We start from the raw sequence: 15,079 nt of genomic DNA, 5'->3' as shown, positions 1-15,079 counted from the left end.
CGAACGCTAGGAACTCGTCACCATCGGCACATCGGCGCGCACCACCGGCACGCCGCCAAGAAACTTTTCCGAGAAGTGGCAGGCCACCATCCGCTCGTCGAGCATGCGCGGCAGCGGCCGCTCTTCACGGCAGCGCGGCGCCACGTGCGCGCAGCGCGTGTTGAACACGCAGCCTGCGGGCGGATTCAGCGGCGACGGCAGCTCGCCCTTGAGCACGATGCGCTGGCTGCCGAGCCCCGGCGTCGAGGCCAGCAGCGCCTGCGTGTACGGATGCAGCGGCCGCGCGAAGATGCGCGACTTCGGGCCCTGCTCCACCGCATGGCCCAGGTACATCACGAGCACGTCGTGCGCAATGTGGCGCACCACGCCGAGGTCGTGCGAGATGAAGAGATACGCCAGGCCCAGCTCGGCCTGCAGGTCGGCCAGCAGGTTCAGCACCTGGGCCTGAATGGACACGTCGAGCGCCGACACCGGCTCGTCGGCCACCAGCAGGCGCGGCGACAGCATCAGCGCGCGTGCAATGGCAATGCGCTGGCGCTGCCCGCCCGAGAACATGTGCGGATAGCGGCTGGCGTGCTCGGGCCGCAGGCCCACGCGCGCGAGCATGTCGCGGGCCCTGGCGGCGCGCTCGGTCTTGCCCAGCGTGGTGTTGACGGCCAGCGGGTCTTCGAGCACGGCCGAGATCTTCTTGCGCGGATTGAGCGAGCCGTAGGGGTTCTGGAACACCAGCTGCACGGCCTGGCGCAGCTCGCGCTTGCGCTCGGGCGGCGGGTTCACGGCATCGGCGCCGATCAACGTGAGCCGGCCCGCCGTGGGCGTCTCGATCAGCGCGACCATGCGCGCCAGCGTCGACTTGCCGCAGCCCGATTCGCCGACCACGGCCAGCGTGCGGCCGCGCTCGATGCGAAACGAGATGTCGCCCACCGCGCGCAGGTGCGCCGGTGCGCGGAACAGGCCGCGGCGGATGTCGTAGGTGCGCTGGAGGTTGGTCGCCTCGACGACCACGTCGGTCGATGCGTCGCTCATGACGGCACCTCGACCGCCTGCTGCTTCGGCGGGTCTTGCGCGATGGCCGCCAGGCGCCCCGGTTCGCCGAGCGGAAAGTGACAGCGCACCTGTGCCTGCGCTCCCGCGCCCTGCCATTCGCGCAGTGCCGGGCGCACCTGGCAGGCGCGCTCGGTCACGTAGCCGCAGCGCGGCGCGAACAGGCAGCCGGCGGGCCGGTCGTGCACGCCTGGCACCACGCCGCCGATGGTGGCGAGCCGCCCCTCGGGCGCGGCGCGCTCGGGCAACGCAGCCAGCAGTGCTTCGGTGTACGGATGCTGCGGCGATGCGAAGAGGCGGTCCACGCGCTGGTGCTCCACGACCTGCCCTGCATACATCACGGCGATGCGCTGCGCCATTTCGCTCACCACGCCCATGTTGTGCGTGATGAGCACCAGCGCCATGCCGCGCTCCTTCTGCAGCTCGCGCAGCAGGTCGAGGATCTGCGCCTGGATGGTCACGTCCAGCGCGGTGGTCGGCTCGTCGGCGATCAGCAGGCGCGGGTTGCAGGCGATGGCCATGGCGATCATCACGCGCTGGTTCATGCCGCCCGACAGCTGGTGCGGGTAGCTGCCCAGGCGCGACGACGCGGCCGGAATGCCGACCTGCTCCAGCAACTCGGTCGCGCGCTTCTTCGCATCGCGCCTGTCGAGCTTCAGGTGCAGCCGCAGCGTCTCCATCAGCTGGAAACCGATGGTGAAGCAGGGGTTCAGGCTGGTGGTCGGCTCCTGGAAGATCATCGCGACCTCCTTGCCGACCAGCGCGCGGCGCGCCTTGTCGGAAATGCCGAGCAGCTCCTTGCCCGCGAAGCGCATGTGGTTCGCGCGCACGCGGCCCGGAAAGCCGACGAGGCCCATCAGCGCCATCATCGTCACGCTCTTGCCAGAGCCCGATTCGCCGACGATGCCCAGCACCTCGCCCTCTTCGAGCGTGAGGCTCACGCCGTCGACCGCATGCAGCACGCCGCCTTGCGTGGGGAACTCGACGTGCAGGTCTTGTATTTCAAGCAAAGGCATCTTTTCTTTCCTTTGCCTCAGCGCTTGAGCTTGGGGTCGAGCGCATCGCGCAAGCCGTCGCCCAGCAAGTTGAAGGCCAGCACCGCCGCAAGAATCGCGAGCCCCGGAAAGGTCACGACCCACCACGCGCGCAGCACGAACTCGCGCGCATCGGCCAGCATGGTTCCCCATTCCGGCGAGGGCGGCTGCGCACCGAGACCGATGAAGCCCAGCGCGGCCGCGTCGAGGATGGCCGTCGAAATGCCGAGCGAGGCCTGCACGATCAGCGGCGCGGCGCAGTTGGGCAGCACCTCGTGGAACATCAGGCGCAGCGTGCCGGCGCCGCTCACGCGTGCGGCGGTCACGTAGTCGCGCGAAACCTCGGCGATGACGGCTGCGCGCGTGATGCGCACGTAGTGCGGCAACACCACGATGGCCACGGCGACCATCGCGTTGACGAGTCCCGGCCCGAGGATCGCCACGATCACGATGGCCATCAGCAGGCTCGGCATCGTGAGCACGATGTCCATGAGCCGCATGATCGCGATCTCGAGCACGCCGCGGAAAAAGCTCGCCACCAGCCCGAGCACCACGCCCACGACCACCGAGATCGCAACCACCGCGACACCGATCGACAGCGACAGCCGCGCGCCGTACATCAGCCGCGAGAGGATGTCGCGCCCGATGGCGTCGGTGCCGAGCAGGTAGCTCACCGAGCCGCCGTGCTGCCATGCCGGCGGCAGCAGGAAGACGGCGCTGTTGGTTTCGTTGGGCGCGTGCGGCGCGATCCACGGCGCGAACAGCGCGACCAGCAGCAGCACGGCGATGGTGACCAGCCCGATGACCGCGCCGCGATTGGCCGAGAAGGCCGTCCAGAACTCGCGCCAGGGGCCGGGCGGTGCTGTGCTACGGGTGCTTGTGGAGACTGTGTGCGGGGTCGCCATGGGCTCAGTGCCTGATGCGCGGGTTGATGACGCCGTAGGCCACGTCCACCAGCAGGTTGACCATCATCACGAGCCCGCCCAGCAGCAGCATGCCCCCCTGCAGCACCGGATAGTCGCGCCGCCCTATCGCCTCGATGAGCCACTTGCCGACACCGGGCCAGGAGAAGATGGTCTCGGTGAGGATCGCGCCCGTGAACAGCACGCCCACCTGCAGCCCGATGACGGTGACCACCGGAATGAGCGCGTTGCGCAGTGCGTGCAGCCCCACCACGCGAAAGCGCGACAGGCCCTTGGCGCGCGCGGTGCGGATGTAGTCCTCGCCCAGCACCTCGAGCATGGCCGAGCGCGTCATGCGCGCGATCACCGCGAGCGGCACGGTGCCCAGCACGATGGCCGGAAGAACGAGGTGGTGCAGCGCCGACCAGAAGGCGTCGGTGTCGCCCGCGCGCAGCGAATCGATCAGCAGGAAGCCGGTCTCGGGCTCGATGAAGTACTGCACCGAGATGCGCCCCGACACGGGCGTCCATCCGAGCTGCACCGAGAAGAACAGGATCAGCAGCAGCCCCCACCAGAAGATCGGCATCGAGTAGCCGGTGAGCGACGTGGCCATCACGCCGTGATCGAAGATGGAGTTGCGCCGCACCGCCGCCAGAATGCCCGCGGGCAGCCCCAGCAGCAGCGCGAAAAGAATGGCGCACACCGCGAGTTCCATGGTGGCCGGAAAGAGCGCGAGGAACTCGCTCATCACCGTGTCCTGCGTGATGAGCGACTTGCCCAGGTCGCCGTGCAGCACGCGGCCGATGTAGATGCCGTACTGCACGATCACGGGCTTGTCGAAACCGTAGGCCGTGCGCAGCTGGGCGTGGCGCTCGGGGTCGATGCCGCGCTCGCCGGCCATCGTCTCGATGGGGTCGCCCGGCACCAGCCGGATGAGAAAGAAGGCGAGCAACGTCATGCCGATGAAGGTCGGCACCAGCAGGCTCACCCGGGTCAGGAGGAATCGAATCATCGACCCGCGAATATGCAAGATCGATGCCGTGGCCCTACCCGGGCCGAACCCTTACTCCGCGGCTACTTCTTGGTGTCGCGCAGCTCGCGGCGAAGGATCTTGCCGACCGGCGTCTTCGGCATGTCGGTACGAAATTCCACGATTCGCGGCTGCTTGTAACCCGTAAGGTTTGCTCTGCAGTACTCGCGCACCTGCGCTTCGGTGAGCGCGGGGTCTTTCTTGACGATGACGAGCTTCACGGCCTCGCCGGTCTTCTCGTCGAGCACGCCCACCGCGGCGCACTCGAGCACGCCCGGAATCAGTGCGACCACGTCTTCGATCTCGTTCGGGTACACGTTGAAGCCCGACACCAGGATCATGTCCTTCTTGCGGTCGACCACCTTGAAGTAGCCGCGCTCGTCGACCACGCCGATGTCACCGCTCTTGAAGTAGCCGTCGGGTGTCATGACCTTGGCGGTTTCGTCGGGGCGCTGCCAGTAGCCGGCCATCACCTGCGGGCCCTTGATGGCGATCTCGCCGCGCTCGCCGGTGGCCACCTCGTTGCCCTCGTCGTCGATCAGCTTGAGCCAGGTGTTGGGCAGCGGCAGGCCGATGGTGCCGGTGTAGGCCGTGCTGTCGGTCGGGTTGCAGGTGGTCGAGGGCGAGGTCTCCGACAGGCCGTAGCCTTCGCAGATGGAGCAGCCGGTTTTTTCGAGCCAGAGCTTGGCAACGGCGGACTGCACCGCCATGCCGCCGCCCACCGAGATCTTGAGATTCTTCCAGTTGACGGTGTTGAAGTCGGGGTGGTTCGCCAGCCCGTTGAACAGCGTGTTGACCGCGGGAAGGCTGTGGATGGTGTGCTTGGACAGCTCCTTCAGCACGCCCGCGAGGTCGCGCGGATTCGGGATCAGGATCAGCTTGCCGCCCGTGCGCATGTTCAACATCATGCCGACCGTGAACGCGAAGATGTGATACAGCGGCAGCGCGCACACGCTGGTGGGCTGCTCGTTGGCCGGCACCTTGTTCATGGCCGGCTCGTTCCACGCCTCGGACTGCAGCACGTTCGCAATCACGTTGCGATGCAGCAGCACGGCGCCCTTCGACACGCCCGTGGTGCCGCCGGTGTACTGCAGCACGGCCACGTCGTCGGGGCCGATGGCCACGGGCTTGGGCGACAGGCTCGCGCCCTTGTCGAGCGCGTCGTTGAAGCGCACCGCGCCCGGCAGGCTGAAGTGCGGCACCAGCTTCTTGACGTTGCGCACCACGTAGTTGACGAGCGCGCCCTTCAGGAAGCCGAGGCGGTCGCCCACCGAGGCCAGCACGATGTGCTTGATCGGCGTGGCCGCGATGCATTGCTGCAGCGTGGTGCCGAAGTTCTCCATGATGACGATCGCCTTCGCGCCCGAGTCCTTGAGCTGGTGCTCGAGTTCGCGCGGCGTGTACAGCGGGTTCACGTTGACCAGGATCAGGCCCGCGCGAAGAATGGCCGCCACCGCGATGGGGTACTGCGGGCAGTTGGGCATCATCGCGGCGACACGGTCGCCCTTGCCCAGGCCCAGGCCCTGCAGGTAGGCCGCGAAGGACTTGCTCTGCCTGTCGGTCTCGGCGTAGCTGATGTCCTTGCCCATGAAGCTGTAGGCCGTGCGGTCGGCGTACTTCCTGAAGCTCTCCTCCATGAGCGCGACCAGCGAGGGGTACTGCGAGGCATCGATGTCGGCGGGCACGCCTTGCGGGTAGCTGCTGAGCCAGGGGCGGTCGGTCATTGGGGTTGTCTCCTCCGGAGTCGGACAGTTGAAAACGAAAACGGCGCACGAGATGGCGCCGCGAAGACTCGCCCGCGTGGCGGGCGTGGACCTTCGGCCTATTCGATGGCCTTGCCCATATCTTCCACTACTTTTTTGGCATCGCCAAAGACCATCATGGTCTTGTCCATGTAGAACAGCTCGTTGTCCAGGCCGGCATAACCTGCGGCCATGGAGCGCTTGTTGACGATGACGGTCTTGGCCTTGTAGGCCTCCAGGATGGGCATGCCGTAGATCGGGCTGCCCTTGGTGTGCGCGGCGGGGTTCACCACGTCGTTGGCGCCCAGGATGATCGCCACGTCGACCTGGCCGAACTCGCCGTTGATGTCTTCCATCTCGAAGACCTGGTCGTAGGGCACCTCGGCCTCGGCCAGCAGCACGTTCATGTGGCCGGGCATGCGGCCCGCCACCGGATGGATGGCGTACTTCACGATGATGCCCTTCTCGGTGAGCTTGGCCGCCAGCTCTTTCACGGCGTGCTGCGCGCGGGCCACCGCCAGGCCGTAGCCCGGCACGATCACCACCGTCTCGGCATTGCCGAGCACGAAGGCCGCGTCGTCCGCGCTGCCGGTCTTCACCGGGCGCTGCTCCTTGGCCGCGCCGCCGGCCGTGACGGCTTCGCCGCCGAAGCCGCCCAGGATCACGTTGAAGAACGAGCGGTTCATGGCCTTGCACATGATGTAGCTCAGGATCGCGCCCGAGCTGCCCACCAGGCTGCCCGCCACGATCAGCATCGCGTTGTTCAGGCTGAAGCCGATGCCCGCCGCCGCCCAGCCCGAGTAGCTGTTGAGCATCGACACCACCACCGGCATGTCCGCCCCGCCGATGGGGATGATGATGAGCACGCCCATCACGAAGGCCAGCGCCAGCATCGCGAAGAACGCCGTCCAGCTTTCGGTGGCGACGAACAGCAGGCCCAGCGCGAGGGTCAGGAGGCCCAGCACCAGGTTCAGCATGTGCTGGCCCTTGAACTGCACCGACGCGCCCTGGAACAGGCGGAACTTGTACTTGCCGCTGAGCTTGCCGAAGGCGATGACCGAGCCGCTGAAGGTGACGGCGCCGATGGCCGCGCCCAGGAACAGCTCCAGCCGGTTGCCGTACGGAATGGCGTAGCGCACGAAGCCGTCGAGCAGCACCGCGCCGTCGGGCGTGTTGGCGCCGATGATGGCCGCCACGGGTGCCGGCGTGATGCCGAAGGCCCAGGGCTCGGCCACGGCGGCCACACCGATGAACACCGCCGCCAGGCCGATCATGCTGTGCATGAAGGCGACCAGCTCGGGCATCTTGGTCATCTCGACCTTGTTGGCCATGAAGGCGCCCAGACCACCGCCGACCACCACGGCCGCCAGCACATAGGCGATGCCGGTGCCGAAATCGACGTTGAGCGATTTCGCCTGCCCATGAATGAGCGCAATGGTCGTCAGCACGGCAATGGCCATGCCGGTCATGCCGAAGACGTTGCCGCGGATGGACGTGGTGGGATGGCTCAGGCCCTTCAAGGCCTGGATGAAGCAGACGCTGGCAACGAGGTACAGCAGCGTGACGAGGTTCATGCTCACTTGGCCACTCCTTTGTCTGCCTCTTCAGCCTTCGGGGCGACGGCTTTCTTCTCTTTCTTCTTGAACATCTCCAGCATGCGCCGGGTGACCAGGAAGCCGCCGAAGACGTTCACCGCCGCCAGCGCCACGGCCAGCACGCCCATGGTCTTGCCCAGCGGCGTGGTGGTGAGCGCGGCTGCGAGCATGGCGCCCACGATCACGATGGCCGAGATGGCGTTGGTCACGGCCATCAGCGGCGTGTGCAGCGCGGGGGTCACGGTCCAGACCACGTGGTAGCCGACGTAGATGGCCAGCACGAAGATGATCAGGTTGATGACGGTATGGGAAACGGGATCCATGGCTTTTCTCTCCTCGCTTATTTCTTGGTGACCTGGCCGTCCTGCGTCATCCGGCAGGCGGCGACGATGTCGTCCTCGAGGTCGATCTTCAGCGCACCCTCCTTGGTGACGATCAGCTTGAGGAAGTCGAGCACGTTGCGCGCATAGAGCGCCGAGGCGTCGGCCGCCACCAGCGCTGCGAGGTTGGTCTCGCCCACGATGGTCACGCCGTGCTTGACCACCGTTTGGTCGGCTTCGGAGATCGGGCAGTTGCCGCCCACGCCGCCAGGGCCCTTGCCGGCTGCGATGTCGACGATCACCGAGCCCGGCTTCATGGCCTTGACCATGTCCTCGGTGATGAGCGTGGGCGCGGCGCGACCGGGAATGAGCGCGGTGCTGATGACGATGTCGGCCAGCGCCACGCGCTTGGCCACCTCGACCTGCTGGCGCGCCAGCCAGCTCGCGGGCATGGGCTTGGCGTAGCCGCCGACGCCGACGGCGGCTTCTTTTTCTTCATCGGTGTCGTAGGAGACTTCGATGAACTTGCCGCCGAGCGACTCGATCTGCTCCTTGACGCTCGGGCGCACGTCGGAGGCCTCGATGACGGCACCCAGCCGCTTGGCCGTGGCGATGGCCTGCAGGCCCGCCACGCCCACGCCCAGGATGACGACGCGCGCGGCCTTCACGGTGCCAGCGGCGGTCATGAGCATCGGGAAGAAGCGCTGGTACTTGTCCGCCGCGATCATCACGGCCTTGTAGCCGGCGATGTTGGCCTGGGAAGAGAGCACGTCCATGCTCTGGGCACGGGTGGTGCGCGGGGCGGCCTCGAGAGCGAAGCCGGTGACGCCGGCCGACGCCAGGCGTTGCAGGCCGGCCGCGTCGAAGGGGTTGAGCATGCCGATGACGACGGCGCCGGGCTTGAGCAGCGCGGCCTCGGTCTCGGTGGGCGTGCGCACCTTGAGCACCGTATCGGCGGAGAACGCACCCGTTTGATCGGTGATCTCCGCGCCCGCGGCCTGGTAGGCGGCATCGGTGACGCTGGCGGCAATGCCCGCCCCCGCCTGCACACGCACCGCATGTCCCGAGGCGACCAGCTTTTTCACGGTCTCGGGTGTTACGGCCACTCGGGTTTCGCCAGCCAGTGTCTCGGCAGGCACGCCTATCAGCATAGAGATCTCCTCAGAGCAAGGGGGCACACGGAACGCGCGCAGAGCTTACAGCAAGATTACAGGCGTACGGTGTCGCCGAAACACCCCGCCGAGTCTCGCTTCGAGCGCCGATGGATGCTGCAAAGTTTGCTATTTAATTAATAGCAATTTCAGAGGAATGGCAGGTCGGGGATCGGTGGTGACCACCATCGTCTGTTTGCAAAGCCCGGAACCATCCTTCCAAGGCGGGGCTTGCCGTCCAAGGTCGCCGCTGCCAGCGTCCTTTGTATCTAACTGTTGTTAACTGTTCCGAGCACACTTTTTTAAATCCTGATTTGCGTGCATTAGTTGCAAACTCCAAAATCCGGCTCGGACGCAGATAGATACACTTCTGCTCGAAATCGCCTGTTCAAAGAGACTGGCGAAGGGATGAAGAAGGGGGATGAAATGCGTATTGCTGTACTCGATGACGGCCCGGATCAACTCGCGCTGATTCATCGAACCTTGGCGACTCTCGGACACGAGTGTCATTTGTTCAACGAAGGACGAGCGCTGCTGCATGCCTTGCGCCGGCAAACGTACGACTTCCTGATTCTCGACTGGGGCCTGCCGGACATGCCCGGCCCGGAAGTGGTGAAAGTCATCCGGCGCGACCTCAAGAGCCGGCTTCCCATTCTTTTCGTGACCGACCGGCGCGACGAAGCCGACATGGTCGAAGGTCTCAATGCGGGCGCCGACGATTTCATGGCCAAGCCCGTTCGCGCAGGCGAACTCGAGGCCCGCATCAACGCGTTGCTGCGCCGCTCCTATCCGGCGCGCCACGAGGCCGAGCTGATTTTCGGCCCGTATCACTTCTATCCGCCTTCGCGCGTGCTGAAGGTTCGGGGCATGCAGGTCGAACTGAAGAACCGCGAGTACGAGCTTGCGCTGTTCCTCTTCCAGAACCTCGGGCGGCTGCTTTCGCGGGCGCATCTGCACGAGGCCGTCTGGGGACTCGGCATCGAGGCGTTGTCACGCTCGCTTGACACGCATGTCTCGCGACTGCGAACCAAGCTGGACCTGCGTCCGGCCAACGGCTTCCTGCTGCTGGCCATCTATGGCCTCGGATACCGGCTGGAAGCCATCGATGAGAACACTTTGCCAAAAATTGGCCCGCGTTAAGGACCGGCGCCCCACCCCCTGAGCGGCTGAACACCGCTCGGGGGAATCTCTCGCGCATGCCAAACTCCAACAGCTTCTTTATCGCAAGGCGCTGGGCAAGAGGCCCGGACTCATTCAAAGGAACGAGACAAATGAAACCCATGATCCGGCTGCTGTTTGCCGCCACGTTGCTGTGGGGCTTGTTCGGCCCGGCCGCCGCCCAGGATGTCGAGGCCAGCGACATGGTGCGCGGTGGCATGCAGGCCATCCAGATGATCGACCAGGGCAAGGCCGGTGAACTGTGGGACGGCGCCACGGCAGCCGCCCGCAAACGCGAGACCCGCGCCGACTTCCTGAGTCAGACCACCAAGAGCCGGGCTGCGCTCGGCGCCCCCCAGATGCGCACCTGGGTCACGGTCAACCGGCAGGTCGCCACGGACCCCGACGGCGACCTGGCCGGCCAGTACGTCAGCATCGAATACGAAACCCGCTTCGCCAACAAGCCCGACGGCACGCTGCGCGAGCTCGTGAGCTTTCACCTCGACCGCGACCGCATCTGGCGCTTCACCGGCTACGTGTTGAGATAAAACCCCGGGTCATGGCCGGTCCCCGCTGGAAACCCAATGTCACCGTGGCTGCGGTGATCGAACGCGACGGGCGCTTTCTGCTCGTCGAAGAGCATGCCGGCGACGGCCTCCGGCTCAATACCCCCGCTGGGCATCTCGACCCCGGCGAATCGCCTGCCGAGGGCTGCGCGCGCGAAACCCTCGAGGAAACCGCCCACCATTTCACGCCCACCGCTCTCGTCGGCATCTACATGGCCAGGGCGCGGCCGCTGGCCGAGCGGGGCGAGGACATCACCTACATGCGCTTCGCGTTCACCGGCACGCTGGGTGCGTTCGAGGAAGGCCGTTCGCTCGACGAAGGCATCGTGCGCACCCTGTGGATGACGCTGGACGAAATCCGCGCGAGTGCAGCCCGCCACCGCAGCCCGCTGCTGCTGCAATGCATCGAGGACTATCTGGCCGGCAAGCGGTATCCGCTCGACGTCGTCCAGCTCGACCCATCGGTGCGGTCGGCACCCTGAATCAGACGACCTTCAGACGATGACGCCGCCGCCGAGGCAGCGTTCACCGTCGTACAGCACGGCGGACTGCCCCGGCGTCACCGCCCATTGCGGGGCGCCGAAGCGCAGGCTGAATGCGGCCCCCGCATCGCCTGCCCCCATCTCGCAGGCTGCATCCGCCTGCCGGTAGCGCGCCTTCGATCCGTACGCGCCGGGAATGGGCGCCTCGCCCGCCACCCAGCTCGCATCGTCCGCCTTCAGCGCCGACGACAGCAGCCACGGATGGTCGTGCCCCTGCACCACCCACAGCGTATTTTTCTCGACATCCTTGCGCGCCACGAACCAGGGCGAATGGTCGCCCGAGCCGCGCTGCGCGCCCTTTTCCTTGACGCCGCCGATGCCCAGCCCCTGGCGCTGGCCCAGCGTATAGAAGCTCAGCCCCTGGTGCTCGCCCAGCTTGCGGCCCCGGTCGTCCCTGATCGGGCCCGGCTCCTTGGAGATGTAGCGGTTCAGGAAGTCGCGAAAAGGCCGCTCGCCGATGAAGCAGATGCCGGTCGAGTCCTTCTTCTTCGCATTGGGCAGGCCGATGTCTTCCGCGATGCGGCGCACCTCGGTCTTGTGCAACTCGCCCACCGGGAACAGCGTCTTCGACAGCTGCGCCTGGTTCAGGCGGTGCAGGAAGTAGCTCTGGTCCTTCGACGCATCGAGCCCCTTCAGCAATTCGTGCCTGCCGGTGGCCTCGTTCAGGCGCACGCGCGCGTAATGGCCGGTGGCGATCTTCTCGGCGCCCAGGCGCATGGCGTGGTCGAGGAAGGCCTTGAACTTGATCTCGGCGTTGCACAGCACGTCGGGGTTGGGCGTGCGGCCGGCCTTGTACTCGCGCAGGAACTCGGCGAACACGCGGTCCTTGTAGTCGGCCGCGAAGTTGACGTGCTCGATCTCGATGCCCAGCACGTCGGCCACGCTGGCGGCGTCGATGAAGTCGATGTTCGACGAGCAGTATTCGCTGTCGTCGTCGTCTTCCCAGTTCTTCATGAAGATGCCGATCACCTCGTGCCCCTGCTGCTTGAGCAGGTGCGCCGTGACCGCGGAGTCCACTCCGCCGCTCAGTCCCACCACGATCCGTTGCTTTGCCATAAGAGGGCGATTGTCCCAGCCTCGGGGTAAGGGCTTCCCGCGTGTGGGAAATCGGGAAAACCCGTGTCGCCAGCTTGTCAGCCGCAGGCCCACCGCGCGAAGGGCCGGCGCTACAGTGCCCCTGAAGGGCGGCGCAGACCCGCCCACGCGATTTGCAACATCAGCACAGCGGAGACAACGCATGGCCACCTCTTCTTCCTCCGCCCCCTCTGGCGACAACACCCCTTGGACACGCGCATACCCGCCCGGCATGCGCTGGGACGCCGATCTGCCCGTCATGCCCGTGCAGCAGATGCTCGACGAGGCCGTCGCGCGCTGGCCCGGCCATTCCGCGGTCGAGTTCATGGGCCAGTCCCTCACCTACCGCGAACTCGGCGCGGCGGTCGACCGCGCCGCCAAGGGCCTGCAGGACCTGGGGGTGAAGCCCGGCGTGCACGTGGGCCTCTACCTGCCCAACACACCGCACTACCCGATCGCCTTCTTCGCCGTGCTCAAGGCCGGCGGCACGGTGGTGAACTACTCGCCGCTCGACGCCGAGCGCGTGCTGGCCCACAAGATCGAGGACAGCCGCACCGACATCCTGGTCACGCTCGACCTCGTCAACCTGTATCCACTGATGGCGCGCCTGCTCGACCACTCGCGCCTGAAGACGCTGGTGGTCGGCAGCCTCGGCGACTACGGCGCGGCCGGCGACAAGGTGCAGGCCCAGCTGCAGGCCGCCGGGCAGATCGCGCCCGTGCCCGTGGACGAGCGCCACGTGCGCTTCACCGACCTGCTGAAAAGCGAAGGCACGCACCGGACGCATCCGCTCGGCGACCTGGCCGAAGAAATCGTGGTGCTGCAGTACACCGGCGGCACCACCGGCCTGCCCAAGGGCGCGATGCTCACGCACGCCAACCTCACGTCGGCCAGCGCGCAGTACTTCGAGTCGACCAAGGGCGAGCCGCCCATCCTCGACGAAGGCAAGGAACGCTTTCTGGTGGTGCTGCCGCTGTTCCACATCTTCGCGCTCAGCGCCGCGATGCTGCTGGGCGTGCGGCTGGGCGCGGCGCTGGTGCTGCACACGCGCTTCGATGTCGACGCGGTGATGAACGAGCTCGCGGCCAGCAAGATCAGCGTGTTTCCCGGCGTGCCGACGATGTACACCGCCATCCTGGCGCACCCCAAGGCGAAGGAGATGGACCTGCGCTCGCTCAAGTTCTGCGGCTCGGGCGGCGCGCCGCTGCCGGTGGAGGTGGAGCAGCGCTTCTTCGAGCTGACCGGCTGCCACCTCAACGAAGGCTGGGGCATGACCGAGACCTCGCCCGTGGGCACCTTCACGCCCGCGCGCGGCGTGCGCAAGGCGGGCTCGTGCGGCATGCCGCTGCCGCGGGTGCGCATCAAGCTCGTGAGCCTGGACGATCCGGCGAAAGACGTCACCGCCTTCGGCGAGCCGGGCGAGCTGTGCATCCAGGGCCCGAACGTCATGAAGGGCTACTGGAACAACCCCAAGGCCACGGCCGAGTCGATGACGGCGGACGGCTACTTTCGCAGCGGCGACGTCGCGAAGATGGACGCCGACGGCTACCTCTACATCGTCGACCGCACCAAGGACATGCTGCTGTGCGGCGGCTACAACGTGTACCCGCGCGTGCTCGAAGAAGCGGTGTACGAGCACCCGGCGGTGGCCGAGGTCTGCGTGATCGGCATCCCCGACGACTACCGCGGCCAGTCGCCCAAGGCCTTCGTGAAGCTGAAGGAAGGCGCAGGCGAGCTGACGCTCGATGCGCTCAAGAGCTTCCTGAAGGACCGCCTGGGCAAGCACGAGATGATCGGCGCGCTCGAGATTCGCGCGGAGCTGCCCAAGACGGCCGTGGGCAAGCTCTCGAAGAGAGACCTGGTGGACGAGGAAGCCCGCAAGCGGGCGTAGCCCTTGCCCCTTACTTCGATTGCCCGAATGCCTTGGCCAGCAGCTCGTAGGAGCGCAGCCGGGCGGCATGGTCGAACACCTGCGAGGTGATCATGAGTTCGTCGGCGCCGGTGCGCGCAATGAACGCTTCCACGCCCTGCTTCACCGTCTCGACCGAGCCGACTGCGGAGCACGACAGCACCGAGTCGAGCAGCGCGTTCTCCGACGGTCCGACCTTCTGGCGGTAGTTTTCCACCGGCGGCGGCAGGCGCCCGGGGCGGCCGCTGCGCAGGTTCACGAAGGCCTGCTGCCACGAGGTGGCGCGGAACTCGGCCTCGGCGTCGGTGTCGGCCGCGAACACGTTGAAGCCCAGCATCACGTGCGGCTTTTGCAGCTGCGCCGAGGGCTTGAAGGTCTCGCGATAGATCTGGATGGCCTGCATGATCTGCTGCGGCGCGAAGTGCGAGGCAAAGGCATAAGGCAAGCCCAGGTGCGCCGCCAGCTGTGCGCCGAAGGTACTGGAGCCCAAAATCCACACCGGCACTTCGAGGCCCTCGCCCGGCACGGCCCTCACGGCCTGCTGCGGGTTCTTCGACATGAAGTCCATCAGCTCGACCACGTCCTGCGGGAACTGGTCGGAGTCCGACTCGAGGTTGCGCCGCAGGGCGCGCGCGGTGCGCTGGTCGGAGCCGGGCGCGCGGCCCAGCCCCAGGTCCACACGCCCCGGGTACAGCGACGCCAGCGTGCCGAACTGCTCGGCGATCACCAGCGGCGAATGGTTCGGCAGCATCACGCCGCCCGCGCCGATGCGGATGGTGGAGGTGCCCGCTCCCACGTACGACAGCAGCACGGCCGTGGCCGCACTCGCAATGCCCGGCATGCCGTGATGCTCGGCCAGCCAGTAGCGCGTGTAGCCGAGCTTCTCGCCGTGCTGCGCCAGCGAGAGCGAGTTGCGGAACGACTGCGCGGCGTCGCTGCCCTCGGTGATCGGGGAAAGGTCGAGGATCGATAACGGAATCATGCGTCGATCATGTCCCGAACCGCCCGGCGG

General features: G+C 66.7%; 14 protein-coding genes. 4 read left to right on the top strand and 10 right to left on the bottom strand.

Annotation, left to right across the window (positions count from 1 at the left end; translation table 11 throughout):
* Positions 1 to 6 precede the first annotated feature (6 nt).
* From ACSFA5_RS25795 to ACSFA5_RS25760, 8 genes are all read right to left on the bottom strand, one after another.
* Positions 7 to 1,026: a dipeptide ABC transporter ATP-binding protein gene (locus ACSFA5_RS25795; protein WP_435446894.1), complete on the bottom strand. Its 1,020-nt coding sequence runs from the start codon at positions 1,024 to 1,026 to the stop codon at positions 7 to 9.
* Positions 1,023 to 2,060: an ABC transporter ATP-binding protein gene (locus tag ACSFA5_RS25790; RefSeq protein WP_435446893.1), complete on the bottom strand. Its 1,038-nt coding sequence runs from the start codon at positions 2,058 to 2,060 to the stop codon at positions 1,023 to 1,025. Before ACSFA5_RS25790 ends, ACSFA5_RS25795 begins: the two co-directional genes overlap by 4 nt.
* Before the next feature lie 17 nt (positions 2,061 to 2,077).
* Positions 2,078 to 2,983 (bottom strand): ABC transporter permease subunit, encoded by a 906-nt coding sequence (locus ACSFA5_RS25785; RefSeq protein ID WP_435446892.1) that lies wholly within the window; start codon positions 2,981 to 2,983, stop codon positions 2,078 to 2,080.
* Positions 2,984 to 2,987: 4 nt separating this feature from the next.
* Positions 2,988 to 3,992, bottom strand: coding sequence for an ABC transporter permease subunit (locus ACSFA5_RS25780; RefSeq protein ID WP_435446891.1), 1,005 nt, complete (start codon positions 3,990 to 3,992; stop codon positions 2,988 to 2,990).
* Positions 3,993 to 4,054: 62 nt separating this feature from the next.
* Entirely contained in the window at positions 4,055 to 5,734 is a 1,680-nt protein-coding gene (locus tag ACSFA5_RS25775) for a long-chain-fatty-acid--CoA ligase (protein WP_435446890.1), read from the bottom strand.
* Positions 5,735 to 5,832: 98 nt separating this feature from the next.
* Positions 5,833 to 7,332 carry an NAD(P)(+) transhydrogenase (Re/Si-specific) subunit beta gene (locus ACSFA5_RS25770; RefSeq protein WP_435446889.1) on the bottom strand — a complete coding sequence of 500 codons (1,500 nt, stop codon included), beginning with the start codon at positions 7,330 to 7,332 and terminating at the stop codon, positions 5,833 to 5,835.
* Positions 7,329 to 7,670 carry an NAD(P) transhydrogenase subunit alpha part 2 gene (locus ACSFA5_RS25765; RefSeq protein WP_435446888.1) on the bottom strand — a complete coding sequence of 114 codons (342 nt, stop codon included), beginning with the start codon at positions 7,668 to 7,670 and terminating at the stop codon, positions 7,329 to 7,331. Before ACSFA5_RS25765 ends, ACSFA5_RS25770 begins: the two co-directional genes overlap by 4 nt.
* 17 nt (positions 7,671 to 7,687) lie before the next feature.
* Entirely contained in the window at positions 7,688 to 8,818 is a 1,131-nt protein-coding gene (locus ACSFA5_RS25760; protein ID WP_435446887.1) for a Re/Si-specific NAD(P)(+) transhydrogenase subunit alpha, read from the bottom strand.
* A 426-nt stretch (positions 8,819 to 9,244) separates the two neighbouring features.
* Between ACSFA5_RS25760 and ACSFA5_RS25755 the strand changes: the two genes are divergently transcribed.
* The 3 genes from ACSFA5_RS25755 (at position 9,245) to ACSFA5_RS25745 (ending at position 11,024) form a co-directional block, all read left to right on the top strand.
* Positions 9,245 to 9,958, top strand: a complete 714-nt coding sequence (locus tag ACSFA5_RS25755; RefSeq protein WP_435446886.1) for a response regulator transcription factor — start codon at positions 9,245 to 9,247, stop codon at positions 9,956 to 9,958.
* Between the two features lie 131 nt (positions 9,959 to 10,089).
* Entirely contained in the window at positions 10,090 to 10,524 is a 435-nt protein-coding gene (locus ACSFA5_RS25750; protein ID WP_435446885.1) for a DUF4019 domain-containing protein, read from the top strand.
* Positions 10,525 to 10,535: 11 nt separating this feature from the next.
* On the top strand, positions 10,536 to 11,024 hold the full coding sequence (locus ACSFA5_RS25745) for an NUDIX hydrolase (protein WP_435446884.1): 489 nt from the start codon (positions 10,536 to 10,538) through the stop codon (positions 11,022 to 11,024).
* Positions 11,025 to 11,036: 12 nt separating this feature from the next.
* On the opposite strand, the gene mnmA is transcribed toward ACSFA5_RS25745, so the two are convergent.
* Complete coding sequence (gene mnmA, locus ACSFA5_RS25740) at positions 11,037 to 12,140, bottom strand: tRNA 2-thiouridine(34) synthase MnmA (RefSeq protein ID WP_435446883.1); 1,104 nt, start codon at positions 12,138 to 12,140, stop codon at positions 11,037 to 11,039.
* Between the two features lie 181 nt (positions 12,141 to 12,321).
* Here mnmA and ACSFA5_RS25735 point away from each other — a divergent pair, with 181 nt between their 5' ends.
* On the top strand, positions 12,322 to 14,049 hold the full coding sequence (locus ACSFA5_RS25735) for a long-chain-fatty-acid--CoA ligase (protein ID WP_435446882.1): 1,728 nt from the start codon (positions 12,322 to 12,324) through the stop codon (positions 14,047 to 14,049).
* A gap of 10 nt (positions 14,050 to 14,059) precedes the next feature.
* On the opposite strand, the gene ACSFA5_RS25730 is transcribed toward ACSFA5_RS25735, so the two are convergent.
* Positions 14,060 to 15,049 carry an LLM class flavin-dependent oxidoreductase gene (locus ACSFA5_RS25730; protein ID WP_435446881.1) on the bottom strand — a complete coding sequence of 330 codons (990 nt, stop codon included), beginning with the start codon at positions 15,047 to 15,049 and terminating at the stop codon, positions 14,060 to 14,062.
* Positions 15,050 to 15,079 lie beyond the last annotated feature (30 nt).

Source organism: Variovorax monticola, assembly GCF_051216855.1.
GTDB lineage: Bacteria > Pseudomonadota > Gammaproteobacteria > Burkholderiales > Burkholderiaceae_C > Variovorax.
The sequence above is the reverse complement of the archived record's forward strand: the minus strand, read 5'-3'. Positions and strand labels throughout refer to the sequence as shown.

Coding starts and splice junctions, on each gene's coding strand:
- ACSFA5_RS25755 (WP_435446886.1), top strand. CDS start 9,245: ATGCGTATTGCTGTACTCGATGACGGCCCGGATCAACTCGCGCTGATT.
- ACSFA5_RS25730 (WP_435446881.1), bottom strand. CDS start 15,049: ATGATTCCGTTATCGATCCTCGACCTTTCCCCGATCACCGAGGGCAGC.
- ACSFA5_RS25775 (WP_435446890.1), bottom strand. CDS start 5,734: ATGACCGACCGCCCCTGGCTCAGCAGCTACCCGCAAGGCGTGCCCGCC.
- ACSFA5_RS25795 (WP_435446894.1), bottom strand. CDS start 1,026: ATGAGCGACGCATCGACCGACGTGGTCGTCGAGGCGACCAACCTCCAG.
- mnmA (WP_435446883.1), bottom strand. CDS start 12,140: ATGGCAAAGCAACGGATCGTGGTGGGACTGAGCGGCGGAGTGGACTCC.
- ACSFA5_RS25745 (WP_435446884.1), top strand. CDS start 10,536: ATGGCCGGTCCCCGCTGGAAACCCAATGTCACCGTGGCTGCGGTGATC.
- ACSFA5_RS25785 (WP_435446892.1), bottom strand. CDS start 2,983: ATGGCGACCCCGCACACAGTCTCCACAAGCACCCGTAGCACAGCACCG.
- ACSFA5_RS25765 (WP_435446888.1), bottom strand. CDS start 7,670: ATGGATCCCGTTTCCCATACCGTCATCAACCTGATCATCTTCGTGCTG.
- ACSFA5_RS25780 (WP_435446891.1), bottom strand. CDS start 3,992: ATGATTCGATTCCTCCTGACCCGGGTGAGCCTGCTGGTGCCGACCTTC.
- ACSFA5_RS25750 (WP_435446885.1), top strand. CDS start 10,090: ATGAAACCCATGATCCGGCTGCTGTTTGCCGCCACGTTGCTGTGGGGC.
- ACSFA5_RS25790 (WP_435446893.1), bottom strand. CDS start 2,060: ATGCCTTTGCTTGAAATACAAGACCTGCACGTCGAGTTCCCCACGCAA.
- ACSFA5_RS25735 (WP_435446882.1), top strand. CDS start 12,322: ATGGCCACCTCTTCTTCCTCCGCCCCCTCTGGCGACAACACCCCTTGG.
- ACSFA5_RS25760 (WP_435446887.1), bottom strand. CDS start 8,818: ATGCTGATAGGCGTGCCTGCCGAGACACTGGCTGGCGAAACCCGAGTG.